This window comes from Streptomyces sp. NPDC001204, from assembly GCF_053598035.1.
In genome coordinates this window covers 91,996-115,597 of sequence record NZ_JBSFJL010000004.1, presented here as the reverse complement: position 1 = coordinate 115,597, position 23,602 = coordinate 91,996, and the positions used below count along the sequence as shown (strand labels likewise).

The following is a 23,602-nucleotide window of genomic DNA, read 5'->3' as shown; positions in this document are numbered from 1 at the left end:
TTCCGGAAGTGTGGTCGGGGCCCGGGACACGTCGTCAGTCCATGGAGGGGCCGGTCACCGGGCGGCTGCCCGGGCCGGCAGGTCGAAGACGTGCTCCGGGGTGACGATCTTCGTGATCGCCTCGCCGAGCAGGGTGCTGGGCTCCGTCCCCTTGTCGTCGATGTCGCTGTTCAGCAGGACGACGAGAGTCGTCCGCGCCGGGGGGAGGTAGACCGTGAGGGACTCGTAGCCCGGCAGCGAGCCGTTGTGGCCGATCCAGCCCCGCACGTCGAAGACGCCGAGGCCGTATCCGGCGCCGGGGACCGAGGTCGGGGGTGTGGTGAGCCGCTGCCTCTGGGAGGCGGGGCTGATGAGCCTGGTGCCGTCGGGCAGGACGCCCGTGGCGACGGTGCGCGCCCATACGCGCAGGTCGTCGAGGTTGGAGACCATCGCTCCGGCCGCCCAGGCCCAGGAGGGGTTCCAGTCGGCCGCGTCCCGCACCTCGCCGTTCGCCGTCTGTTTCGTGTAGCCGTGCGCGTGCGGCCGGGGGAACCGCGCCCCGGCCGGGGAGAAGGTCTGATCGAGTCCGGCCGGCCGCAGCACATGGGTGCCGATGTAGTCCGCGAGCGTCCGGCCGCTCGCCTTCTGGACGACCAGGCCCAGCAGGATGAGGTTGGTGTTGCTGTAGTCGAACTTCCGGCCCGGCGGGAAGAGCACGGGGTGCTTGAAGGCGTGGGCGAGCAGCTGCTTCGGGGTGAAGGGCCGGCGCGGATCCGAGGTCAGCGCCTTGCGGAAGCCCGCGTCGGCCGTGTAGTCGGGCAGTCCGCTGCGCATCCCGGCGAGCTGCCGCAGGGTGATCCCGTCCCCGTTCGGCACACCGGCGACGTACTTGCCGACGGGGTCGTCCAGGCCCACCTTGTGCCGGTCCACCAGGTGCAGCAGCGCCGTCACGGTGAAGGTCTTGGTCTCGCTGCCGATCCGCATGTACAGGTCGGGCGACATCTTCCGCCCGGTGCTCTTGTCGGCGACGCCGAAGGACTTGACGTACTGGCCCTGGTCCGGTGTCCACAGCCCCACGGTCACCCCGGGCACGCCCGCCTGCCGCATGACGCGCAGCACGGCCTGGTCGAGCTGCCGGACCACGTCGGGACTCAGTCTCCGCACTCCGGTCGGGGACAGCCCCGAAGGCGCGGTGGCGGTGACGGCGCCGGGGCGGTTGGCGGGTCCGGCGGAGGCGATCCCGCCGGTGGGCGGCACCACGAGGATTCCGACGGCGGTCGCGGTGACGACTCCCCGTCGCAGTCGTGGACACGCGTGGGTCATGCGCCGGCTCCAAGCGCGTGGGAACGAGCCCGCGGCCGTCCCGGACGAGCAGGGGACGAGGGACCGCCGCGCGATTCCGTCGGCGCACACCGACGGAATCGCGCGGGCGATGACCCGCGCCGCACTTCAGCTTAGGAGCGCCCCCGCGGCACCGCCTGTCGGCGACGGCTACGCGCCCCGCCATACGTTGGCGAAGGCCGCGTCCTCGATGGCCCGGCGCTGGCGGACGGCCTCCAGTTCCATCACCGCGTCATGGACGACCGCGAGGACGGTGAGGACCGCGTCGTCGGTGACGCCCGACTCGGCCGCGGCCATCTCTTCGCGGATCCCGACGGCCGCGGCGAGGGTGAGCAGCACCGGTTCGTCGGCCGCCCAGCGGTAGCCCGCGCGGCGCCGCGCCTCGGTGTCGCTGAGGACCGAGCGGCCGCCCCGGAAGGGCAGCCAGCGGCTGCGTTCCCAGGTGACCTGGCCCTCCTGTTCCAGTGCGGTCAGATAGGCCCGGGCCAGGCCGCGCCCGCGCCGCCAGAGCCAGTCCTCCAGGGTTTCGTACGGCACCTGGCGCACCAGCGAGGAGGCGGCCTCGTCCAGCAGCCGGTCGTCGAGCTCCGGCAGGGGCCGCGGCACGATCCGGTCGGCGACCAGCTCCAGCACCTCGGCCCGCAGCAGGTCGTACGCCTCGGCGCCGGCCAGCGCCAGGGAGAGGTCCCCGCGCTCCAGCGACCGGCCGGGTTCCAGGTCCAGGGCGACGATCATCAGGTCACGCGCTGTGCTCATCACGCTCCCCGTCGAGGAGTTGCCCGCCACTGCGCACCGGCGGCCGGACGCGGCGTTCGGTTCTTCGCGTACGCCCCGACTGTAGCGCGGCGGGCGAGGCGCGCGGCGGGTGTCATCCGTACAGTGCCGGGCGTTCCGGCAGCTCCACCTCCACCCGGCCGCCCTCGGTCAGGGACCGGACGCCCGCCGCGCTGACCGCGGCCGCGGCGTAGCCGTCCCAGGCGGTGGGACCCGTGGCCGTGCCGTGGCGGACGGAGTCGATCCAGGCGCGCAGCTCGCGGTCGTAGGCGTCTTCGAAGCGTTCGAGGTAGTCCTGGGCGATGGTGCCGCCCCAGCGGCCCGCCGTCTGGGTGACCATGGCGTGGCCGTCGCCGACGCGGGCCGTGCCGCGCTCGCAGACGGCCTCGGCCTGGACCTGGTAGCCGAAGCCGCAGTTGACGAAGATCTCCGCGTCGGCGATGACGCCGCCGTCCGTCTCGAAGACGACGAACTGCGGGTCCTGGATGCCGTCGGGGGCGTCGCGGGACGGGGTGGGGCGCAGGACCGTCACCGCAGTGATCTCCTGGCCGAGCAGCCAGCGGGTCACGTCCATCTCGTGCACGAGCGAGTCGCTGATGAGCAGCTCGCCGGCCCAGCCGGGCGGGGAGGCCACGTTGCGGTGGCGGTGGTGCAGCAGCAGCGGGCGGCCCAGCCGGCCGGTCCGCAGGAGCTGTTCGAGCCGGAGGTATTCCGGGTCGTAGCGCCGCATGAAGCCCACCTGGATGCGCCGCCGGCCGAGCCGCTGCTCGGCTTCGAGCACGCGCAGGGCGGAGGCCGGGTCCGGGGTGAGGGGTTTCTCGCACAGGACGGGCAGGTCGTGGGCGAGCGCGGCGAGCAGTGCCGCCTCGTGGGCCGGGCTCGAGGAGGCCACGAGCACCGCGTCGACGTCGGCCGCGGCCAGCGCGGCGGCCGGGTCGGTGTACGCGGCGCAGCCGCCGGCGCGGGCCGCGACGGCCGAGGCGCGTTCCGCGTCGGCGTCCACGACGGCGCTGACCCGGGCCCCGCTGACGACCTCCTGGATCCTTCGCACATGGTCGGCGCCCATCCGGCCCACACCGATGACGGCGACGTTCAGCGTCGATGACCGGGCCATCGTCGTCCTTCCTCGGCGGGGTCAGGCACCGCAGGACTTCAGGAACCTGCGTGTGCGCACCGCGATGGGCAGCGGCTTGTCCGGTTCGCACGGGTACATGTCCTGCTCGACGATCGCGAAGAGGTCCACGCCGAGTCCCTGTGCGGCCGTCAGGACCGGTTCCAGCGCCGGTACTCCGGCCGGCGGCTCGCACATGACGCCCCGCTGGACCGCCGGCCCGAAGGGGACCTCGTGCGCCACCACCTCGGCGAGGATCTCCGGGTCGACCTGCTTGAGGTGCAGGTAGCCGATGCGTTCGCCGTACGTCTCGATCAGCTTGACGCTGTCGCCGCCGCAGTAGGCGTAGTGCCCGGTGTCCAGGCAGAGGTTGACGAGACCGGAGTCGGTGGAGTCGAGGAAGCGCTCCACGTGGGCCTCGGTGTCGATGTGGGTGTCGGCGTGGGGGTGGACGACGATGTCGAGGCCGTACGTCTCCCTGACCTGGTGGCCGAGCCGTTCCATGCCCTGGGTCAGGTGCGCCCACTGCTCGCCGGTCAGCTCCGGCTGCTCCAGGATCTCCGCGGTCTTGTCGTCGCGCCAGAAGGAGGGGATGACGACGAGGTGGCGCGCGCCCATGGCCCGGGTCAGTTCGGCGACCTGGCTGACGTGTTCCCAGGTGGACTCCCACACCGACGGGCCGCGGTGCAGGCCGGTGAAGACGGTCCCCGCCGAGACCTTGAGGTTCCGCTTGGCCACCTCGTCGGTGAGGCGGGCCGGGTCGGTCGGCAGATAGCCGTAGGGGCCGAGTTCGATCCAGGAGTAGCCGGCCTCGGCCACCTCGTCGAGGAAGCGTTCCCAGGGCACCTGCGCGGGGTCGTCGGGGAACCAGACACCCCAGGAGTCGGGGGCGGAGCCGACCCGGATGCGGTCCAGCACGGGGGCCATGTCATCAGTTCCCTTCGGTGGGTGCCGGTGCGGGCGCGGTGGGCGCGGCGAGGTCCTCCGCCTCCGGGAGCTCCTCGGTGTCGACACCGCGGACCTGCGACAACTCGTGCTTGAGGGCGGCGAGTTCGGTGCCGCCGGCCATGTGGTGGGTCAGCTCCTCCAAGCCGACGTCGCTGCGGCCGGCGCTGAGTTCGAGGGTGCCGAGGCGCAGCACGCTGAAGTGGTCGCCGACCATGTAGGCGTGGTGGGGGTTGTGGGTGATGAAGATGACGCCGAGGCCGCGGTCGCGGGCGGCGGCGATGTACTTGAGGACCACACCGGACTGCTTGACGCCGAGGGCGGCGGTGGGCTCGTCGAGGATGAGGACGCGGGCGCCGAAGTGGACGGCGCGGGCGATGGCGACGCACTGGCGCTGGCCGCCGGAGAGGGTGCCGATGGGCTGTTCCAGGTCGTCCAGGACGATGCCCATGTTGCGCAGTTCCTCGTCCGCGGTCCGCTTCATCCGGGCGATGTCGAGGCGGCGGACGGGCCAGGGGCCCTTGGTCATCTCCGAGCCGAGGAAGAAGTTCCGCCACACCGGCATGAGCGGGACGGTCGCGAGGTCCTGGTAGACGGTGGCGATGCCCTTGGCGAGGGCGTCGCGCGGGCTGGAGAAGCGCACCGGTTCGCCGTCGACGAGGAACTCGCCCTCGGTGTGCCGGTGCAGCCCCGAGATGATCTTGATGAGGGTGGACTTGCCGGCGCCGTTGTCGCCGAGCACGCAGGTCACGTGCCCCGGGTGGACGGCGAGGTCGACGCCGTGCAGGGCGCGGATGTTGCCGTAGGACTTGCCGGCGCCGCGCAGCTCGACGACGGGCCCGTCGTGCGCGGGCGGGGTGTCGGGGAGGACGGCTCCGTGGGCCGCCGCCTTGTCGGTCGTCATGTCGGTCACCTCCGGGTCGCCGTGCGCCGGACCCACAGATTGATGAGGACGGCGCCGAGCAGCATCACGCCGAGGAAGGCCTTGAACCAGTCGGGGTTCCAGCCCGCGTAGACGATGCCCTGGTTCACCATGCCGAACATGAAGGCGCCGAAGACGGGGCCGATGGCGGAGCCGTAGCCGCCGGTGAGCAGGCAGCCGCCGATCACGGCGGCGGCGATGTAGATGAGCTCCTGACCGACGCCCTCGCCGGACTGCACGGTGTTGAACGAGAACAGCTGGTGCATGCCCGCGAACCAGGCGCCGAAGCCGACCAGCATGAACAGTGTGATCTTGGTGAAGGTGACGGGCACGCCGACCGCGCGGGCGCTGTCCTTGTTGCCGCCGACCGCGAAGATCCAGTTGCCGTACTTGGTGCGCAGCAGGACCCAGGTGGCCAGTGCGGCGAAGACCAGCCACCACACCACAGTGATCTTCACCTCGACACCGCCGACGTCGAAGGACGAGGCGAAGACGGCCTTCGCCTGCTCGAAGCCGTCCATGTCGCTGATGTCGTCGGTGGCGACGTTGCCGGTGACCAGTTTGGTGACCGCGAGGTTGACGCCCTGGAGGATCAGGAAGGTGCCCAGGGTGACCAGGAAGCTCGGCAGGCCGGTCTTCACCAGCATCCAGCCGTTGAAGGCGCCGACCCCCAGCGACACCGCCAGGGCGACGATCACACCCGCCCACACGTTCATCGTGAGCTGGTAGCTGAGCATGCTCGCGGTGAGCGCCGAGGTGATCACCGCGACACCGGCGGAGAGGTCGAACTCGCCGCCGATCATCAGCAGCGCCACCGGCAGTGCCATGATCCCGATGGTCGACGACTGGTAGAGGACCGTCGCCATGGAGCCGCCCTGGCGGACCGAGGGCGCGACGGCGAGGAAGAACACGAGCACGGCGACGGCGCCGAGGAAGACCCCGACCTCCGGGCGGGCCAGCAGCCTGAGCGCCAGCGGGCGCCGTACGGTTCGGCCGTCGGTCTGCTGGGAGCCGGGAGCCGGCGGTGTGCTCACCGCCGGTGCGGCCTGCTGGGACATGTCGCTCACCGGGTGCCCTTCGCGGCGAACCCCGCGATCTTCTCGACGTTGGACTTGTCGACGAAGGCCGGTCCGGTGAGCACCGGCTGCTCACCGCCGCCGCTGTAGTTGCCGTTGTTCTTGTACAGCCACAGACCGTCCACGGCCAGGTAGCCCTGGAGGTAGGGCTGCTGGTCGACGGCGAACTTGATGTCGCCCTTCTTGACGGCGCCGGCCAGCTCCTTGTTGAGGTCGAAGGTGGCGACCTGGGCCTTGCTGCCCGCGTCGCCGACCGACTGCACCGCGGTCATCGCGACGGGGGCGCCGAGGGTGACGACGTGGTCGACGGAGCCGTCCTGCTTGAGCTTGGCGGTGATGGTCGACTTCACCGACGGCATGTCCGCGCCGTTGACGTAGAGGTTCTCGATCGAGCCCTGGAAGGTCTTCTTCACGCCGTCGCAGCGCTGGGTCAGGCCGACGTTGCCCTGCTCGTGGATCACGCAGACGGCCTTCTTGGCGCCGACCTCGTTCAGCTTCTTGCCGAACGCCTCGCCCGCCACCGACTCGTCCTGCCCGAAGAACTCCAGCAGGTTGAGCTTCTTCCAGTCGTTCAGGCCGGAGTTGAGTCCGACCACGGGTATGCCGGCCTGCTCGGCCTTGGCCAGCACGCTCCGCATCGCGTCCGGCTTGGCGAGGGTGACGGCGATGCCGTCGACCTTCTGGTCGATGGCGTTCTGGACGAGGTTGGCCTGGGTGCCGGCGTTGGGGTCGGCGGAGTAGACCAGCTTGATGTTGTCCTTGGCGGCGGCCGCCTCGGCGCCCTTGCGGACGATGTCCCAGAAGGTGTCGCCGGGCGCCTGATGGGTGACCAGCGCGACCGTCATCCGGGGCGTGCCGGCCTTGCCCGCGGTGCCGCCGCCGTCCCCGCCCTCCTCGGCCTTCTTTCCGCCCGAGCCGCTGGAACAGCCGGCGAGGGCCAGGGCCGCCGCCGCGGTCACGGCCACGAGGGGGGCGACTCCGCGGGAGCGGCGAGAAGAGCGGTCCATCTTTCCTGCACCTCACTGTGGTTCGGGGAAAGCTCGGGGAGAACTCGGGAAACTCGGGGGAGGGTAGGGCATCGGGAGGTCCGGGACCCAGGGCCGGCAAGGACGGATCCGGGGCCGCGTGCCGCTTGCGCGGCTGGTGCGTTGGGACCGGATCCAATCCCCTGGCGCGCCTGCTGTCAATACTTTGTTAAGACATCCGTTCACGAGCTAGTCCGAATGTAAGTACAAACTCTTGACAGCGTGGCCGTCCGCGTCCTACATCTGGGAGGCGGCAGGCCCCGGGATCCGTGTCCCCACCGTCGCGGGGCCCCCTGGGATCCGCACCCCAGCCCAGCCCGAGGAGCGTCGCGCATGGCAGAGCCCGCTGAGTCCGCCCAGTCCTTCGACCTGATCACCATGGGACGCATCGGAGTCGATCTCTACCCCCTGCAGTCCGGCGTACCCCTGGCCCGCGTGGAGACCTTCGGCAAGTTCCTCGGCGGTTCCGCGGCCAACGTGGCCGTCGCCGCGGCCCGGCTCGGCCGCTCCACCGCGGTGATCACCCGCACCGGCGACGACCCGTTCGGCACGTATCTGCACGAGGCGCTGAAGGACTTCGGCGTCGACGACCGCTGGGTCACGCCGGTCGCCGCGTACCCGACCCCGGTGACCTTCTGCGAGATCTTCCCGCCGGACGACTTCCCCCTGTACTTCTACCGCCGGCCCAAGGCCCCGGACCTGGAGATCCACACCGACGAGCTGGACCTCTCCGCCATCCGCGCGGCCCGGATCTTCTGGATCACCGGCACCGGCCTGAGCGAGGAGCCGAGCCGCTCCGCCACACTCGCCGCCCTGGCCGCGCGCGACAAGGCGGGCACCACCGTCTTCGACCTCGACTGGCGCCCGATGTTCTGGCCGGATCCCGCCCGGGCCCGCCCGTACTACGCCGAGGCGCTGCGGCACGCCACCGTGGCGGTCGGCAACGTCGACGAGTGCGAGATCGCCACCGGCGTGCGCGAACCCGAGGCCTGCGCCGAGGCGCTGCTGGCGGCCGGTGTGGAACTGGCCGTCGTCAAACAGGGCCCCAAGGGCGTCCTCGCGGTGCACCGGGACGGCACCCGGGCCGAGGTCCCCCCGGTGCCCGTCGAGGTCGTCAACGGCCTCGGCGCGGGCGACGCGTTCGGCGGCTCGCTCTGCCACGGCCTGCTGTCCGGCTGGGACCTGACGACGGCCATGCGGTACGCCAACGCGGCCGGCGCCCTCGTCGCCTCCCGCCTCGCCTGCTCCTCCGCGATGCCCACCCGTGCGGAGGTCGACGGCCTCCTCGCGCGAGCCACTGCCTGAACGGAGCCTCGTCTTGAGCCTCAGCATCCCCGACCTGACCGCGGTCCGTGCCCGGCACCCCGAGGCCGTCGCGGAGGCGGCCGCGCGCCGGGTGCGCCGCCCGCTGATCGGCGACAGCGGCCGGCTGATGATCGTGGCCGCCGACCATCCCGCGCGCGGCGCGCTCGGGGTCGGCGACCGCAGACTCGCCATGGCCAACCGGGCCGACCTGCTCGAACGTCTCTGCGTCGCGCTGTCGCGGCCCGGCGTCGACGGGGTGCTCGCCACCGCCGACGTCCTGGAGGACCTGCTGCTCCTCGGGGTGCTCGACGGCAAGGTCGTCATGGGCTCGATGAACCGCGGCGGCCTGTCCGGCGCCGCCTTCGAGATGGACGACCGCTTCACCGGGCACCGCGCCCGCGACATCGCCCGGCTCCGCTTCGACGCGGGCAAGCTGCTGCTGCGCATCGACTACGACGACCCGGGCTCACTCACCACGATGGAGTCCACCGCGCGGGCCGTCGACGAGATGGCGGAGCTGCGCCTGCCGGTCTTCGTCGAGCCGTTCATCGCGCGCCGCGCCGGCGGCAGGGTCGCCAACGACCTGTCCGCCGAGGCCGTCACCCGCTCCATCGCCATAGCGTCGGGCCTGGGCGGCACCTCCGCCTACACCTGGCTGAAACTGCCCGTCACCGAGAACCCGGACGACATGGCCGAGGTCCTGCGGACCTCCACGCTGCCGGCCGTGCTGCTCGGCGGCGAGATCGGCGACGACCAGGAGGGCGCCTACGAGCGCTGGAGCAAGGCCCTCAGACTCCCCACCGTGCAGGGCATGGTCGTCGGCCGGTCACTGCTGTACCCGGCCGCGGGCAGTGTGGAGAGCGCGGTCGACACGGCCGTGAGCCTGCTGTGACCGGGCCCTTCCGGTCCGGGCCTTGCCCCGGCCCCGCCCACGCTCTGCCCCGGGCCCGCCCCGGCCCCCGCCCACGCTCTGCCCCGGGCCCGCCGCGGCCTCGCCCACGCTCCGGTCCGGGCCTTGCCCCGGCCCCGCCCACGCTCTGCTCCGGGCCCGCCGCGGCCTCGCCCATGCTCCGGTCCGGGCCTTGCCCCGGCCTCGCCCATGCTCCGGTCCGGGCCTTGCTCCGGCCCCGCCCACGCTCTGCCCCGGGCCCGCCCCGGCCCCCGCCCGCGCTCCGGACCGGGTCCGCCCCCGGCCCCGCCCACGCTCCGGCCGTGACGCCCGTGCTCCAGCCGTGATGCGCCGTGATTCGCAGTTGTCCCGCCGCGACAAGGAGGCATTTCGTGACCAGCCCGTACCACCTCCCCGCCGGAAAGGCCCTCGGCGGCCCCTACGTCGTGGACGTGAGCCCGGAGTCCGCCGGCTGGGGCCACGCCGGCCTGCGCGTCCTGGAACTGCCGCCCGGCGGCTCGCACACCTTCGCCACCGGCGACAGCGAGTGGATCGTGCTGCCGCTCAGCGGCGGCTGCACGGTCGCCGCCGACGACGACTTCGGCAGTGACACGTTCCAACTGGCCGGCCGCGAGAGCGTGTTCAGCGGTGTGAGCGACTTCGCGTACGTGCCCCGCGACGCCCGCGCGACCGTCTCGTCCACCGGCGGCGGACGGTTCGCGCTCACCGGCGCCCGCTGCGCCCGGCGCCTGCCCGCCCGTTACGGTCCGGCGTCCGGCGTACCGGTGGAGCTGCGCGGCACAGGGAACTGCTCCCGCCAGGTCAACAACTTCGGCGCGGCCGCCCCCGCCGGAGGCGCTGACGGACAGGGTTTCGAGTGCGACAAGCTGATCGCCGTGGAGGTGATCACCCCGGGCGGCAACTGGTCCTCCTTCCCGCCGCACAAGCACGACGAGCACCGGCCGGGCGAGGAGTCGGTCCTGGAGGAGATCTACTACTTCGAGTTCGCCGCCCACGACGGGACCCCCGGCCTCGGCTACCAGCGGGTCTCCCCGTCCGGTCCCGGCCGGGAGACGGACGTGCTGGCCGAGGTGCGCGGCGGTGACGTGGTCCTGATCCCCAACGGCTGGCACGGGCCGTCGATGGCCGTGCCCGGCCACCACATGTACTACCTCAACGTCATGGCCGGACCGGACGCCGAGCGCGCCTGGCTGATCTGCGACCACCCCGACCACGCGTGGATCCGCGACACCTGGCCCGAGCAGCCCGTCGACCCCCGCCTCCCCCTGTACACCGCCCCTTCCCCGTGAGGTCACGATGAGCCACTCCACGATCCGCCTCACCGCCGCCCAGGCGCTGGTGCGGTTCCTCGCCGCCCAGTACACCGAACGGGACGGCGTACGGCACCGGCTGATCGCCGGCACCTGGGGCATCTTCGGCCATGGCAACGTGGCCGGTCTCGGACAGGCGCTGATGGAGGCGGGCGAGGACGTCATGCCGTACCACCAGGGCCGCAACGAGCAGGCCATGGTGCACGCGGCGGTCGGGTACGCCCGGCAGCAAGGCCGGCTGTCCACGCAGGCGGTCACGACGTCCATCGGACCGGGCGCCACCAACCTCGTCACGGGCGCGGCCCTGGCCACGATCAACCGCCTCCCGGTGCTCCTGCTCCCCGGCGACTACTTCGCCTCGCACGCCGCCGACCCGCTGCTCCAGCAACTGGAGCACCCCGTCGAGGCGGACGTGTCCGTCAACGACACCCTGCGCCCGGTGTCCCGCTGGTTCGACCGGATCACCCGTCCCGAGGCCCTGATCCCCTCCGCCCTGAACGCCATGCGGGTGCTCACCGACCCGGCCGAGACCGGGGCGGTCACCCTCGCGCTGCCGCAGGACGTGCAGGCGGAGGCCTTCGACTGGCCCGAGGAGTTCTTCGCCGAGCGGGTGTGGCGGGTACGGCGTCCCGCTCCGGACCCGGCCGAACTCGCCGACGCGGTACGGGCCGTGCGGGCCGCCCGGCGTCCGCTGGTCGTCGCCGGTGGCGGCGTCCACCACAGCGGGGCCGAGGACGCGCTGAAGGCGCTCGCCGACGCCACCGGCATCCCGGTCGCCTCCACCCAGGCGGGCAAGGGCTCGCTGCGGCACGACCACCCGGCCGACCTCGGCGGCATCGGCCACACCGGCACGGCCGTCAGTGACGACCTGGCCCGCAGCGCGGACCTGGTCATCGGCGTCGGCACCCGCTACACCGACTTCACCACGGCCTCCGGCACGCTCTTCCAGAACCCGGAGGTCCGTTTCGTCAACCTCAACGTCACCGCGTTCGACGCCCACAAGCTGGCGGCCACCACCCTCGTCTGCGACGCGCGGACCGGCCTCACGGCGCTCAGGGAGGCACTGGCCGGGCACCGTGTGGACGCCGGGTACGAGGCCGGGTACCGCACCGGCAAGGAGCGCTGGGAGCGGGTGGTCGAGGCGGCGTTCCGCGCCGACGACGACAGCGCCGTACCGACCCAGAGCCAGGTGCTGGGCGCACTGGACGCGGTCGTGGGCGACGACGACGTGGTGATCAACGCGGCCGGCTCACTCCCCGGTGACCTGCACAAACTGTGGCGGACCCGCTCCCCGCGCCAGTACCACCTGGAGTACGGCTACTCCTGCATGGGCTACGAGATCCCGGCCGCGATCGGCGTGCAGCAGGCCGCGCCGGACACGCCGGTGTGGGCGCTGGTCGGCGACGGCACCTACCTGATGATGCCGACGGAGATCGTCACCGCCGTCCAGGAGGGCCTGCCCGTCAACGTGGTGCTGGTCCAGAACCACGGGTACGCCTCCATCGGCGGCCTGTCGGAGTCGGTGGGCGCCGAGCGCCACGGCACCGCCTACCGCTACCGCGCCGCCGACGGCTCCTTCACCGGCGCGCCCCTCCCCGTGGACCTCGCCGCCAACGCCGCCAGCCTCGGCATGGAGGTGCTGCGCGCCAAGACGGTAGGCGAGCTGCGCCGGGCGTTCGGCGCGGCCCGCGCCTCCGACCGGCCGACGTGCGTGTACGTCGAGACCGACGTCGAGCGTCCCGCCCCGGCCGCTCCCCCGGCCGAGGCCTGGTGGGACGTGCCGGTGGCCGAGGTGTCCTCCCGTGAGCCCGCCGTCCGGGCCCGCGCGCGCTACGACCGCGAGGTGGCCGCCCGCCGCCGCCATCTGTGAACGCGCCCCGGCCGGGGCCGCTCCGGCCCGTGTCCCACCCGACCCGACCCGAAGGGGGTGCCGCCATGGCGACGACCGGTGACCGGTCCCGTCCCGGGGCCGTCTGCGCGCTCGATTCCCTGGACTTCGCGCTGGACCGGGGCAGTCCGGTGCCGCTGTACCACCAGTTCGCCCAGCAGCTGGAGGCCGCGATCGAACGCGGGCTCCTCACCCCGGGGAACCTCCTGGGCAACGAGATCGACCTGTCCGCGCGCCTGGGCCTGTCCCGCCCCACGGTCCGCCAGGCCATCCAGTCCCTGGTCGACAAGGGCCTGCTGGTGCGGCGGCGCGGGGTGGGCACCCAGGTGGTGCACAGCAGGGTCCGTCGCCCCCTGGAGCTGAGCAGTCTGTACGACGACCTGGAGGCGGCCGGGCAGGGACCGACCACCAGGGTGCTGCGCAACGAGCGGCTGCCCGCGACCGCCGACGTGGCCGCCGCGCTCGGCCTCGCGGAGGGCACCGAGGTCACGGTGCTGGAAAGGCTGCGGTTCACGCACGGCCGGCCGGTGGCGTTCCTGTGCAACCACCTGCCGGCGGCCCTGCTCGAACCGGACACCGCCCGGCTGGAGTCGACGGGCCTGTACCGCGTGATGCGCTCGGCGGGCATCACCCTGCACAGCGCCCGCCAGACCATCGGCGCCCGCGCGGCCACCGCCGAGGAGGCCCCCCTGCTCGACGAGCGGGAGGGCGCCGCCCTGCTCACCATGCAGCGCACGGCCTACGACGACACGGGCCGCGCGGTCGAGCACGGCACCCACGTGTACCGCGCGTCCCGGTACACCTTCGACTTCCAGCTGCTGGTGAGGTCGTGAGGGGAGCCGGACTTTCCGCTCCTCCACAGCCGCGGCATTCGCCACCGACTCGGAAACGATCAGCGCACGGTCCTGATCACCGGCACCACGCCAACGATGGTCGTCACTCTTCGTTACCGTCGAAGACCGGCAGTGCCGAACGTTTTACCGCCCCTCGTGAGGCCGCGGCGTACGACCGCGCCCGCTGCTGCGGCGCCGAGGGCTATGCCGGAGGCGACGAGCGCGGGGTGGCGGGCCAGGGCGGCCTCGAGGGACCGGCTGTGCGCGCGGTTGTCGAAGATGCCGTGGGCGCCGTGGTCGCTGCCCTCCACCCGGTCGACGGGCTCGTAGAGGTTGCTCCGGCCGCTCGGGGGCCTTTGGTCGGTCTGCTGGGAGTCGAAGCCGGTGCGGGCCAGGTAGCGGTCGAGCAGGGCCGGGGCCAGACGGTTGGCCCAGACGGTCGCCGGGGTGGTGGCGCCGATGTAGTACTGCTTGCGGCCGGGGTGCTCGGCGGCGTGCACCACGCCCCGGGCGGCGACCTCCGGCTGGTAGATCGGCGGGACGGGCTGCGGGTGCTTGGGCAGCCGGGACCGTACCCAGGAGAACTGCGGGGTGTTGACGGCGGGCATCTGGGCGATCGTCACCTGCACGTTGCTGCCGCGGTGCAGCAGCTCGGTGCGCAGGGAGGAGGTGAAGCCGTTGATGGCGTGCTTGGCTCCGCAGTACGCCGACTGCAGCGGGATGGCCCGCTCCCCCAGTGCCGAGCCGACCTGCACGATGGTGCCCCGGTCGCGCGGCAGCATCCGCTTCAGCGCGCTGCGGGTGCCGTTGACGAAGCCGAGGTAGGTCACCTTGGTCACCCGCTCGTACTCCTCGGCGGTGATCTCGTCGAAGGGCGCGAAGACGCTGGTGAACGCGCAGTTGATCCATACGTCGATGGGGCCGAAGGTCTGCTCGGCGGTCGTGGCGGCCGTTTCGACCTGCTGGGCGTCGGCGGTGTCCGCGGTCTGCACCAGCGGCTTTCCGCCGAGCTCCTCGATCTCCTTGGCTGCGGCCTCCAGGCCGGCCTGGCCACGGGCGATCAGAACGACGTTGGCGCCACGCTTGCCGTACAGGCGGGCGGTGGCCCGGCCGATGCCGGCGCTGGCGCCGGTGATGACGACGGTCTGGGGCATGGGTCAGCTCCTCCTTGCTCGGCGGCGCGCGCCGTCCTGGTCGGGGTCCTCGGCCAGACGGGCGGCGGTCTGAAGCAGCAGGGCGTGGACGAACGCCTGCGGGAGGTTGCCGCGCAGCTGGCGCTGGGCGATGTCGAACTCCTCCGCGTACAGTCCCGACGCGCCGCAGGCGCCGCGGTTGCGTTCGAACCAGCGGTGCGCCTGGACTTGGTGGCCCTGCTCGTGCTCGGCCAGCGCCATGAAGAACCCGCACAGCAGGAACGCGCCCTCGGCCTCGTGAAGGGGCCGGTCGTCGTGGCGGAAACGGTAGACGAAGTGGTCCTGGGTCAGTTGTTCGCGGCAGGCGGCGAGGGTGGCGCGGGTACGCGGGTCGTCGGCGGGCAGGGCGCCGCGCAGGGCGGGCAGCAGCAGGGCCGCGTCGACGGCGGGCTCCTCCGGCGTGCGCTGCCAGTACCCGTCGGGATGCACACTGGTGGCCGAGACCACGGCGAGCAGGGTGTCGGCGAGGCGGGCACAGGTGGAGGCGATCGGACGGTGGGGTGCGGCGTCCGCCAGGGCGCGCAGTCCGGCGATGCAGCTGAGCCGGCTGTGCGTCCACGGGCGGGGGTCCAGCTCCCAGATGCCGGCGTCGGGTTCCCGCCACCGCTCGCCGATCGCCCCTACCGCGAGTTCGGCGGCCTTCCAGGCACCGGCGTCCAGCCGGCCTTGGCGTTCGGCGGCGGCGAACAGCAGCAGTGCCTCGCCGAAGCAGTCCAGCTGGAACTGCTTCTCCACGTGGTTGCCGATCCGGCTGAAGCCGCCGGGGTAGCCGGGCAGGTCGAGTTCACGCTGATCGGGGACGGGCGTGCCGTGCACGGTGTAGGCGGGGGCCAGGTGAGGGCCGTCGGCGAGCAGTCGTTCGCTGACGAAACGCACTGCGGCGTCCAGGAGTTCGGGTGCGTTGACGGCGGCCGCCGCCTGACCCGCGTAACTCTGGTCGCGGATCCAGACGTACCGGTAGTCGTAGTTGCGGCCGGCCTCGGCGCGTTCGGGCAGGCTCGTGGTGGCCGCGGCGACCATGCCGCCGCCGTGGGTGGTCAGCCCGCGCAGGGTGGCGTGGGCGCGTCGGGCGTCGCGCGGGGCGATGGTCTGCTCCAGCGAGGGCACGCCCTGCCGCCAGGCCTGTTCGGTGGCAGCCCACGCCCTCTCGGCCCGGGGAAGCGTGTGCGGCAGCGGGGAGTCGGAGCACTCCAGGACCAGGTCGCGGCGCTCGCCGGGCCCCAGTACGAGGTCAGCGGTCAGGCCCTCGGCGCCGGCGGTGGCCGATGCGGCGCCCTGCCAGCGCAGGCGGTGACGGCCGGTGTTGAGATGCCATACGCCGTCGTCGCCGCGGTGCGGGGAGGTCCGTGGGGCGCGGCCGTAGTCGGCGCACGGGTCCAGGACCACGCGCAGGTGGGCGGTGCCGTCGACGGCGGTCAACTGGCGTAGCAGGACCAGGCGGCCGGCTTCGCCAGGGAAGGCGAGGGTCTCGCGGCACTCGATGACGCCGTCGGTGGTGATCCAGCGACTGCGCCAGATCAGGGTGCCCTCCTCGTAGTAGCCGCCGGGGACCCAGCGGCCGCGCGGGGTGATCGCGTAGACGCCCCGGCCGCCGATGAGGGAGGCGAAGACGGCGTCGTCGTGCCAGGTGGGGGCGCACAGCCAGTTGACGGCGCCGTCCGGACCGATCAGGGCGCCGCGCTCCCCGTCGGCCAGCAGCGCGTAGTCGTGCAGCGCGTGCGGCGGGAAGGGACCGATGGTGCTCATGCCTGTTGCCTCCTGCCTCCCGCCTCCTGCCTCCCGCCGTCAGGCCACGCGGTAGGTCTGTGCGCGCTCGGTGTCGAGGGTCAGTCCCAGCCCGGGCGCGCCGTCGGCACCCGGCGTGATGCTGCCGCCGCCGGGGTCCAGGACGCCGTCGAACAGCAGGCGCTCGATGCGTACGTGGTCGTGGAACCACTCCAGGTGCCGCAGGTTGGGCACCGCGGCGGCGGCATGCGCGTGGGCGTGTGGGGCGCAGTGGCCGGAGATGCCGATGCCTCGGGCCTGGGCGAGGGCGGCGACGCGCAGCCAGACGGTGATGCCGCCGCACCGGGTGACGTCGGCCTGCAGGCAGTCGACCGCGCCGGCGGCCAGCATGTGCTCGAAGTACGGCAGGGTGTAGCCGTACTCGCCGGCGGCGACGTCCAGGGTGAGCTGGTCGCGGATCAGGCCGAGGGTGGTGAGGTGGTCGGAGGAGACCGGCTCCTCGAACCAGGTCACCCCCTCGTCGGCGAGCGCCCGGCCGACGCGGACGGCCTGCTTGGCGTCGTAGCCGCCGTTGGCGTCGACGTACAGGTGCGCGCATTCCCCGATGACGGCGCGGGCCCGGGCGACGCGCCGCCGGTCGCGGTCCTCGCGCCGCCCCCACGACTCCGCGATCTTGATCTTGACGCGGGGTATGCCCTCGTCCTCGACCCAGCCGCGCAGCTGCCGCTCCTGCCGCTCGTCGTCGTACGTGGTGAAGCCGCCGCTGCCGTAGACGGGCACCTCCTCGCAGGCGGCACCGAGCAGCCGCACCAGTGGCAGGTCGAGCAGCCGGGCCTTGAGGTCCCACAGGGCGATGTCGACGGCGGCGATCGCCTGGGTGACCACCCCGGGCAGGCCCGCGTTGCGCGCCGCGCGGTGCATGGCCTCGTTCATGCGCGGCACGTCCAGCGCCGGTGAGCCGGTGACGACACCGGCGAGCAGGTCGTCGACGACGCGGGCGGTGGCGGCGGGTGCGTAGGTGTACCCGAGGCCGGTGACGCCCCCGCAGCGCACGGCGGCCAGGATCAGCGTGGTGCTGTCCCAGCTGAGGGTGCCGTCCGCTTCGGGAGCGTCGGTGGGGACGGTGAACACGGAGGTGTCCACCTGCTCCACGACGGGGGTGTCGCTCACTTGCCGTCCTCCGCGCCGGGCCGGTCCTCGCGGTGCCTGCCGCCCGGCAGGAACTCCTGCACCTTGGCCTTGAGACCCTGGCGGACCATGGCGGCACGGTCGGTGTCGCCCTTGAGGACGGAGGCCGCCGCGGCCTCGATCTGGTCGAGGCTTGCGTGCGGGGGGATGGGCGGCACGGCCGGGTCGGTGACGAAGTCGAGCACACAGGGCTTGTCGGAGGCGAGCGCGGCCTCCCAGGCACCCTGCACGTCGCCGGGCTTCTCGATGCGCATGCCGTTCAGGCCGATCAGGCGGGCGAAGTCGGCGTAGGCGACGTCCGGGATCGACTGGGAGGGCAGGAACTGCGGGGCACCGGCCATGGCGCGCATCTCCCAGGTGACCTGGTTGAGGTCCTGGTTGTTCAGGACGGCCACGATCAGGCGCGGGTCGCTCCACTCGCGCCAGTACTTGGCGACGGTGATGAGTTCGGCCATGCCGTTCATCTGCATCGCGCCGTCGCCGACCAGCGCGATCGCCGGACGGTCGTCGTGCGCGAACTTGGCGCCGATGACGTACGGCACTCCGGGCCCCATGGTGGCCAGCGTGCCGGACAGGGAGCCGCGCATGGCGCCGCGCAGCCTCAGGTGGCGCGCGTACCAGTTGGCGGCGGAGCCGGAGTCCGAGGCGAGGATGACGTCGCCGGGCAGCAGGTCGTTCAGGGCGTGGGCGACGTACTCGGGGTTGATCGGGTCGGCGTCGACGGCGGCGCGCCGCTGCATGACCTCCCACCAGCGGGCTGTGTCCTGCTCGACCTTCTTGCGCCAGCTGTTTTCCTTGTCCGCCTTGAGCAGCGGCAGCAGCCGGGTCAGGGTCTCGCGGGCGTCGCCCACGAGGTTCACCTCGAACGGGTAGCGCATGCCGACCATGTGCGGGTCGATGTCGATCTGCACGGCCCGCGCCTGACCGAACTCGGGCATGAACTGCGTGTAGGGGAAGGAGGAGCCGATGACGAGGAGGGTGTCGCAGCCCATCATCAGCTCGTACGACGGCCGGGTGCCCAGCAGGCCGATGGAGCCGGTGACATACGGCAGGTCGTCGTCCAGAGCGTCCTTGCCCAGCAGGGCCTTGGCGACGCCGGCGCCGAGCCGGTCGGCGATCGCCATGACCTCCTGCCGGGCCCCTCGGGCGCCCTGTCCTATGAGGATGGCGGCCTTCTCCCCGGCGTTGAGTACCTCGGCGGCGTGGGCGAGGTCGTCGTCGGCGGGCACCGGCGCGTAGTGCGGCATGCCGAGACTGGAGGGGACCATCTTGAAGGCGTGCTCGGGCGGCGAGTAGTCGAGTTCCTGTACGTCGGCGGGGATGATGACGGCCGTCACCGAGCGGCGGGCCAAGGCGGTGCGCATCGCCCGGTCGATCACGTTGGGCAGCTGTTCGGGGACGGTGACCATCTCGACGAAGTCGGAGGCGACGTCCTTGTAGAGACTGAGCAGGTCGACCTCCTGCTGGTAGGAGCCGCCCATGGCGCTGCGGTTGGTCTGCCCGACGATCGCGACGACCGGCACGTGGTCCAGCTTGGCGTCGTACAGGCCGTTGAGGAGGTGGATGGCGCCGGGCCCGGAGGTGGCGGCGCAGACGCCGACCCTGCCGGAGAACTTGGCGTATCCGACGGCCTCGAAGGCGGCCATCTCCTCGTGGCGGGCCTGGATGAAGCGGGGGTTGTCGTCGGCGCGGCCCCAGGCCGCGAGCAGGCCGTTGATGCCGTCGCCGGGGTAGGCGAAGACGTACTCCACGCCCCAGTCGCGCAGGCGCTCGAGGACGTGGTCGGAGACCTTCATCGACATGTTCGAAGACCTTTCCGGGGGTGGTCGCTTTCGTCGGGACGTGGTCACGGACGGCGCAGGTGCCGCAGGACCGGCCGGCCGGCGGCGGTCGCGGCCGTGGCCGTGAGGGCCGCGGCGCCGGTGGTCGCCAGCCAACGGGCCGCGCGGGAGGGCTCGGAGGGCCTCTCGGCCAGGCGTTCGGGCCGGCGGCTGGGCAGGTTCCCCTTGAGCCCGAGGGCAAGCACCTCGGCGAGGTGCAGGGCGCGGCGGCCGGTGTCACCCTGTTCGATCTGGGTGCGACAGCTGAAGCCGTCGGCGAGGACCAGGCTGCCGGGGGCGGTCTTGCGGACGGCGGGCAGGACGCCCTGTTCCGCGACGGCCATGGAGATCTCGTGGTGGCCGCGTTCGAAGCCGAAGTTGCCGGCCAGGCCGCAGCAGCCCTCGTCCAGGACATCGGCGTCGAGGTGGGCGCGGCGCATCAGTTCCCGGTCGGCTTCGAACTTCATGATCGCGTGCTGGTGGCAGTGGGTCTGCACGGTCGCCTGCCGGGTGAGCTTCGGCGGCTGCCAGCCCTCGGGCGCGTGGTGCACGAGCTGTTCGGCGAAGGTGCGGACCTGCCCGGCCAGGCGCTTGACGTCCTGGTCGGCGGGCATCAGCTCGGGCGCGTCGGCCCGGAACACCGCGGTGCAGGAGGGTTCCAGGCCGATGATCGGGGTGCCGGCCTCCAGGTAGGGCCGCAGCACGTCCAGGGTGCGCCGCAGAACCTTCTCGGCGGCGGTCAGCTGGCCGGTGGAGATCCAGGTCAGACCGCAGCACACGGGTTCGGTGGGTACGGCGACCCGGAAGCCCGCGTCCTGGAGCACCCGTACGGCCGAGATCGCGACGGACGGGTGGAAGTAGGTGCTGAAGGTGTCGGGCCACAGCACGACGGTCCGCGGGTCGGCCGGGTCGGGTTCTTCCTCGTCGCGTGCCTGCCACCACTGCAGGAAGGACTGCGGGGCGAACACCGGGGCCGACCGCTCCTCGGCCACGCCGGCCAGCCGCTTGCCCGCGCGCGCCAGGCCGGGCGCGTGCAGCAGCGCGTTGACCAGGGCCGGGGCGATACGGGAGAGCCGGGCCCACAGCGGCAGCCAGCCCATGGAGTAGTGGGCGGCCGGGCGCAGCCGTCCCTCGTAGTGGTGGGAGAGGAACTCCGCCTTGTAGGTGGCCATGTCGACGCCCACCGGGCAGTCCGACTTGCAGCCCTTGCAGGCCAGGCACAGGTCGAGGGCGTCGTGGACCTCGGTGGAGCGCCAGCCGTCGGTGATCGTGGAGTCCGCGTGCCCGTCGAGCATCTCGAACAGCAGCCGGGCGCGGCCCCGGGTGGAGTGCTCCTCCTCCCTGGTGGCCCGGTACGAGGGGCACATCACGCCGCCCTCGTGGGTACGGCAGTTGCCGATGCCGACGCAGCGCATCACCGCGCGGGTGAAGGAGTGCTCGTCCGCCGGGTAGCCGAAGTGCGTCTTTGGCGTGGCCGGCCGCCAGGCGGGGCCGAGGCGGAGCTGTCCGTCGACCGGGTGGGGGTCGACGACCTTGCCCGGGTTCATCCGGTTGTCCGGGTCGAACAGCGCCTTCACCTCGCCAAAGGCGGTCACCAGGCGTTCGCCGAACATCCGGGTCAGCAGCTCGCCCCGGGACTGGCCGTCGCCGTGCTCACCGGACAGCGAGCCGCCGTAGGAGGCCACCAGGTCGGCGGCCCGCTCGACGAAGCGGCGGTAGTCGGCGACGCCCTCGGCGGTCTTCAGCCCGAACGGGATACGGGTGTGCACGCAGCCCTGCCCGAAGTGCCCGTACAGCGAGGGATGGTCGTAATCGAACTCCTCGAACAGCTTCCTCAGGTCCCGCAGGTAGTCGCCGAGCCGGTCCGGCGGGACGGCGGAGTCCTCCCAGCCCTCCCAGGTCTCCCGGTCGTCCGGGGGCCGCGCGGTCACGCCGAGCCCGGCCTCACGGGCCTTGAGCATCTTCTGCTCGCGCTCGGGGTTGTCGGAGAAGGCCACGTTCGGGTCCTTCTCGCTGCGGCCGATGGCCCGCAGCAGGGCGTTCGCCTGCTCGTCGACGTCGTCCTGGCTGTCACCGCTGAACTGCACCAGCAGCCAGCTGTCGCCCTCGGGGAGGACATTGAGGGAGTCCAGGTAGGCGCCCTCCTCGCGCATCAGCTGCGCCATCCGCCCGTCCAGCGCCTCCATCTGGCTGGGCGAGCAGTACTCAAGCACGTGGGAGACATCGTCGCCGGCCCGGCAGATGTCCTCGTAGCCGAGCACCAGGATGGACTGGTACGCCGGCACGGGCACCAGTTCGAGTTCGGCGCGCAGTACGGTCACCAGGGTGCCCTCGCTGCCGACCAGGGCACGGGCGACGTCGAAGCCGTTCTCCGGCAGCAGCGAGTCGAGGTTGTAGCCGGAGACCCGGCGGGGGATCTTCGGAAAACCGCGCCGGATGTCCGCCAGGTACTCGGTGACGATGCGGTCCAGGCCGGCGTGGATCTCCGCCTTCCGGCCGCCCTCGGCCGCTATCCGCGCCCGCTCGGCCTCTGTTGTCGGGCCCACCCACATGCGCAGCCCGTCGTAAGTGAGGACTTCCAGCCGGCGTACGTTGTCGACGGTCTTGCCGTACGCCTGTGCGGACGCGCCGCACGAGTTGTTGCCGATCATGCCGCCCAGCGCGCAGTGGCTGTGGGTGGAGGGCTTCGGCCCGAACTGCAGGCCGTGGCCGGACAGCCGCTGGTTGAGATCGTCCAGGACGATGCCCGGTTCGACCACGCAGGTGCGCGCGTCGGGGGCGACGGATATCAGGGCGTGGCAGTACTTGGTCCAGTCGATCACCACGGCGGTGTTCGTCGTCTGTCCCGCCAGGCTGGTGCCGCCACCGCGGGACAGCACCGGCGCGCCGAACCGGGCGCACACCCGCACGGTCTCTGCGCCGGCCTCCACGGTGCGCGGGACGACGACGCCGATCGGCACCTGCCGGTAGTTGGAGCCGTCCGTGACGTACGCGCCTCGGCTCCCGGCGTCGAACCGTACCTCCCCGTCCACGGCCTCGCGCAGCGCCGCCTCCAGGCCGGCCACGTCCACCGAGGAGGCGTCGAGGGGGGATGTGCCACTCATCCGGGGCATCGGGGGCAACCGCCTTCCTGGAGCGTGCAGGACGTCCTGGGCCGTGCGAACGGCGGCCCTGCCGCCGTCATCCACCGCGAGTACCCACCCTCGCAGTGTGCAAGGGCGGCTTTTCGGGCGCTCGCCGACGGCGCCGAAGCGGCGGTGCGGTGCGGGCGGCACGGCAGTCCGGGACAGACCTCGGCGGCGCCGGTCCTATGGGTCGGCGTCGGGTGAGGTCCCCAAGAGAGGAGGCCCGGGGCTGCCGCCGGGCCGGCCGGGACGGCCCTCCCGAGCCCGACGGCCATCACCGCTCAGGCCGGGCAAGGACACTGGTCACCAGCCGGTCCCAAGAATGACCAAGGGCCGGTTCTCGGATGTCTCCGAAAACCGGCCCTGATCTGCGACTCTTTCGAGTCGGGACGACAGGATTTGAACCTGCGACCCCTTGACCCCCAGTCAAGTGCGCTACCAAGCTGCGCCACGTCCCGCTGCGCGTTCGTGCGGTGAACCACGTGATCGCGCGAACGTCACTTTACCCCACCTCGGGGGCCGCGCCGAAAAGGGGCACGGGGTCGGGGACAATCGGCGTATGAGCGGCACTTCCTCCGACAGGCCGGCGGGCGCGCGGGACCGGGACAGTGAGGGGCGGGCGCGCAACGCGCGGCCCCGGGACGGGCTCGGGCGGCCTCTGCCGTACGGCGCCGACGGTGTACCGAGGCAGCCCGAGGGCGTGGTGCGCACCCCGCCTGCGACGGTCGCCGAGGCTCAGGCGCTGCTGGACGCGGGCAAGCCGTTCCACGCGCACGAGGTCTTCGAGGACGCCTGGAAGTCGGGGCCGCCGGCGGAGCGCGCCCTGTGGCGGGGGCTGGCCCAGCTCGCGGTGGGGCTCACGCACGCGGCCCGCGGCAACGTCACCGGCGGCGCCCGGCTGCTGCGGCGCGGGGCGGGCGCGGTGGAGGAGTGGGTGGCGGACACCGGGGAGCGGACTCCGTACGGCATGGACGTGTCCGGGGTGGTGGCGTGGGCGCGGGAGCTGGCGGACGCCGTGGGCAGCGGGGCGGCGGGCGCCGTGGACGCGGCGGAGCGGGCGCCTCGGCTGCGCGGCGGCCGGGCGTAGCCCGCCGGCGGCGTGAGCGGTGCCCGTAGCGGTCGGTGCGACGCC

The 23,602-nt window shown here is 72.6% G+C and carries 18 protein-coding genes and 1 tRNA gene; 6 read left to right on the top strand and 13 right to left on the bottom strand.

The window, feature by feature from the left end; all coding sequences use genetic code 11:
• Positions 1 to 54: 54 nt before the first annotated feature.
• From ACWC91_RS07765 to ACWC91_RS07735, 7 genes are all read right to left on the bottom strand, one after another.
• On the bottom strand, positions 55 to 1,302 hold the full coding sequence (locus ACWC91_RS07765; protein WP_225080228.1) for a serine hydrolase domain-containing protein: 1,248 nt from the start codon (positions 1,300 to 1,302) through the stop codon (positions 55 to 57).
• A gap of 168 nt (positions 1,303 to 1,470) precedes the next feature.
• Positions 1,471 to 2,076: a GOLPH3/VPS74 family protein gene (locus ACWC91_RS07760; RefSeq protein WP_225080227.1), complete on the bottom strand. Its 606-nt coding sequence runs from the start codon at positions 2,074 to 2,076 to the stop codon at positions 1,471 to 1,473.
• Between the two features lie 112 nt (positions 2,077 to 2,188).
• Positions 2,189 to 3,208 (bottom strand): Gfo/Idh/MocA family protein, encoded by a 1,020-nt coding sequence (locus ACWC91_RS07755; RefSeq protein WP_225080226.1) that lies wholly within the window; start codon positions 3,206 to 3,208, stop codon positions 2,189 to 2,191.
• Positions 3,209 to 3,229: 21 nt separating this feature from the next.
• On the bottom strand, positions 3,230 to 4,132 hold the full coding sequence (locus tag ACWC91_RS07750) for a sugar phosphate isomerase/epimerase family protein (protein WP_225080225.1): 903 nt from the start codon (positions 4,130 to 4,132) through the stop codon (positions 3,230 to 3,232).
• 4 nt (positions 4,133 to 4,136) lie between these two features.
• Positions 4,137 to 5,054 carry an ATP-binding cassette domain-containing protein gene (locus tag ACWC91_RS07745; protein ID WP_225080224.1) on the bottom strand — a complete coding sequence of 306 codons (918 nt, stop codon included), beginning with the start codon at positions 5,052 to 5,054 and terminating at the stop codon, positions 4,137 to 4,139.
• Positions 5,055 to 5,059: 5 nt separating this feature from the next.
• Positions 5,060 to 6,130, bottom strand: a complete 1,071-nt coding sequence (locus ACWC91_RS07740) for an ABC transporter permease (RefSeq protein WP_172632779.1) — start codon at positions 6,128 to 6,130, stop codon at positions 5,060 to 5,062.
• A 5-nt stretch (positions 6,131 to 6,135) separates the two neighbouring features.
• Positions 6,136 to 7,155, bottom strand: a complete 1,020-nt coding sequence (locus tag ACWC91_RS07735; protein ID WP_450642309.1) for a sugar ABC transporter substrate-binding protein — start codon at positions 7,153 to 7,155, stop codon at positions 6,136 to 6,138.
• A 351-nt stretch (positions 7,156 to 7,506) separates the two neighbouring features.
• Between ACWC91_RS07735 and iolC the strand changes: the two genes are divergently transcribed.
• The 5 genes from iolC (at position 7,507) to ACWC91_RS07710 (ending at position 13,419) form a co-directional block, all read left to right on the top strand.
• Positions 7,507 to 8,478 carry a 5-dehydro-2-deoxygluconokinase gene (gene iolC / locus ACWC91_RS07730; protein WP_281156125.1) on the top strand — a complete coding sequence of 324 codons (972 nt, stop codon included), beginning with the start codon at positions 7,507 to 7,509 and terminating at the stop codon, positions 8,476 to 8,478.
• Positions 8,479 to 8,491: 13 nt separating this feature from the next.
• Positions 8,492 to 9,370 (top strand): Cgl0159 family (beta/alpha)8-fold protein, encoded by an 879-nt coding sequence (locus ACWC91_RS07725; RefSeq protein WP_225080221.1) that lies wholly within the window; start codon positions 8,492 to 8,494, stop codon positions 9,368 to 9,370.
• A gap of 389 nt (positions 9,371 to 9,759) precedes the next feature.
• Positions 9,760 to 10,677, top strand: coding sequence for a 5-deoxy-glucuronate isomerase (gene iolB / locus ACWC91_RS07720; RefSeq protein ID WP_281156126.1), 918 nt, complete (start codon positions 9,760 to 9,762; stop codon positions 10,675 to 10,677).
• Between the two features lie 7 nt (positions 10,678 to 10,684).
• The gene (gene iolD, locus ACWC91_RS07715; RefSeq protein ID WP_450642311.1) at positions 10,685 to 12,568 is read left to right on the top strand and encodes a 3D-(3,5/4)-trihydroxycyclohexane-1,2-dione acylhydrolase (decyclizing); all 1,884 of its coding nucleotides are present in this window, start codon (positions 10,685 to 10,687) and stop codon (positions 12,566 to 12,568) included.
• A 65-nt stretch (positions 12,569 to 12,633) separates the two neighbouring features.
• Positions 12,634 to 13,419, top strand: coding sequence for a GntR family transcriptional regulator (locus ACWC91_RS07710; RefSeq protein WP_450642313.1), 786 nt, complete (start codon positions 12,634 to 12,636; stop codon positions 13,417 to 13,419).
• 113 nt (positions 13,420 to 13,532) lie between these two features.
• On the opposite strand, the gene ACWC91_RS07705 is transcribed toward ACWC91_RS07710, so the two are convergent.
• From ACWC91_RS07705 to ACWC91_RS07680, 6 genes are all read right to left on the bottom strand, one after another.
• On the bottom strand, positions 13,533 to 14,573 hold the full coding sequence (locus tag ACWC91_RS07705) for an SDR family oxidoreductase (protein WP_376499971.1): 1,041 nt from the start codon (positions 14,571 to 14,573) through the stop codon (positions 13,533 to 13,535).
• 3 nt (positions 14,574 to 14,576) lie between these two features.
• Positions 14,577 to 16,358, bottom strand: a complete 1,782-nt coding sequence (locus tag ACWC91_RS07700) for a glycoside hydrolase family 15 protein (protein ID WP_450642315.1) — start codon at positions 16,356 to 16,358, stop codon at positions 14,577 to 14,579.
• Between the two features lie 39 nt (positions 16,359 to 16,397).
• Positions 16,398 to 17,507 carry an enolase C-terminal domain-like protein gene (locus ACWC91_RS07695; RefSeq protein ID WP_450642317.1) on the bottom strand — a complete coding sequence of 370 codons (1,110 nt, stop codon included), beginning with the start codon at positions 17,505 to 17,507 and terminating at the stop codon, positions 16,398 to 16,400.
• Positions 17,504 to 19,327 carry a thiamine pyrophosphate-requiring protein gene (locus tag ACWC91_RS07690; protein ID WP_450642318.1) on the bottom strand — a complete coding sequence of 608 codons (1,824 nt, stop codon included), beginning with the start codon at positions 19,325 to 19,327 and terminating at the stop codon, positions 17,504 to 17,506. The genes ACWC91_RS07695 and ACWC91_RS07690 overlap by 4 nt, the downstream gene beginning before the upstream one ends.
• A gap of 44 nt (positions 19,328 to 19,371) precedes the next feature.
• A complete protein-coding gene (locus ACWC91_RS07685; protein WP_450725841.1) occupies positions 19,372 to 22,449 on the bottom strand; it encodes an FAD-binding and (Fe-S)-binding domain-containing protein in 3,078 nt (1,025 codons plus the stop codon).
• A 405-nt stretch (positions 22,450 to 22,854) separates the two neighbouring features.
• Positions 22,855 to 22,928: transfer RNA gene (locus ACWC91_RS07680), tRNA-Pro, on the bottom strand.
• Between the two features lie 101 nt (positions 22,929 to 23,029).
• Here ACWC91_RS07680 and ACWC91_RS07675 point away from each other — a divergent pair.
• Complete coding sequence (locus tag ACWC91_RS07675) at positions 23,030 to 23,557, top strand: DUF309 domain-containing protein (protein ID WP_450644608.1); 528 nt, start codon at positions 23,030 to 23,032, stop codon at positions 23,555 to 23,557.
• The last annotated feature ends 45 nt before the right edge of the window (positions 23,558 to 23,602 follow it).

What these genes read in the sequence shown, in the direction of transcription:
- ACWC91_RS07750 (WP_225080225.1), bottom strand. Translation starts at nt 4,132, where the DNA reads ATGGCCCCCGTGCTGGACCGCATCCGGGTCGGCTCCGCCCCCGACTCC.
- ACWC91_RS07700 (WP_450642315.1), bottom strand. Translation starts at nt 16,358, where the DNA reads ATGAGCACCATCGGTCCCTTCCCGCCGCACGCGCTGCACGACTACGCG.
- ACWC91_RS07740 (WP_172632779.1), bottom strand. Translation starts at nt 6,130, where the DNA reads ATGTCCCAGCAGGCCGCACCGGCGGTGAGCACACCGCCGGCTCCCGGC.
- ACWC91_RS07745 (WP_225080224.1), bottom strand. Translation starts at nt 5,054, where the DNA reads ATGACGACCGACAAGGCGGCGGCCCACGGAGCCGTCCTCCCCGACACC.
- iolC (WP_281156125.1), top strand. Translation starts at nt 7,507, where the DNA reads ATGGCAGAGCCCGCTGAGTCCGCCCAGTCCTTCGACCTGATCACCATG.
- ACWC91_RS07710 (WP_450642313.1), top strand. Translation starts at nt 12,634, where the DNA reads ATGGCGACGACCGGTGACCGGTCCCGTCCCGGGGCCGTCTGCGCGCTC.
- ACWC91_RS07685 (WP_450725841.1), bottom strand. Translation starts at nt 22,449, where the DNA reads ATGAGTGGCACATCCCCCCTCGACGCCTCCTCGGTGGACGTGGCCGGC.
- ACWC91_RS07705 (WP_376499971.1), bottom strand. Translation starts at nt 14,573, where the DNA reads ATGCCCCAGACCGTCGTCATCACCGGCGCCAGCGCCGGCATCGGCCGG.
- iolD (WP_450642311.1), top strand. Translation starts at nt 10,685, where the DNA reads ATGAGCCACTCCACGATCCGCCTCACCGCCGCCCAGGCGCTGGTGCGG.
- ACWC91_RS07675 (WP_450644608.1), top strand. Translation starts at nt 23,030, where the DNA reads ATGAGCGGCACTTCCTCCGACAGGCCGGCGGGCGCGCGGGACCGGGAC.
- ACWC91_RS07690 (WP_450642318.1), bottom strand. Translation starts at nt 19,327, where the DNA reads ATGTCGATGAAGGTCTCCGACCACGTCCTCGAGCGCCTGCGCGACTGG.
- ACWC91_RS07755 (WP_225080226.1), bottom strand. Translation starts at nt 3,208, where the DNA reads ATGGCCCGGTCATCGACGCTGAACGTCGCCGTCATCGGTGTGGGCCGG.
- ACWC91_RS07765 (WP_225080228.1), bottom strand. Translation starts at nt 1,302, where the DNA reads ATGACCCACGCGTGTCCACGACTGCGACGGGGAGTCGTCACCGCGACC.
- ACWC91_RS07760 (WP_225080227.1), bottom strand. Translation starts at nt 2,076, where the DNA reads ATGAGCACAGCGCGTGACCTGATGATCGTCGCCCTGGACCTGGAACCC.
- ACWC91_RS07735 (WP_450642309.1), bottom strand. Translation starts at nt 7,155, where the DNA reads ATGGACCGCTCTTCTCGCCGCTCCCGCGGAGTCGCCCCCCTCGTGGCC.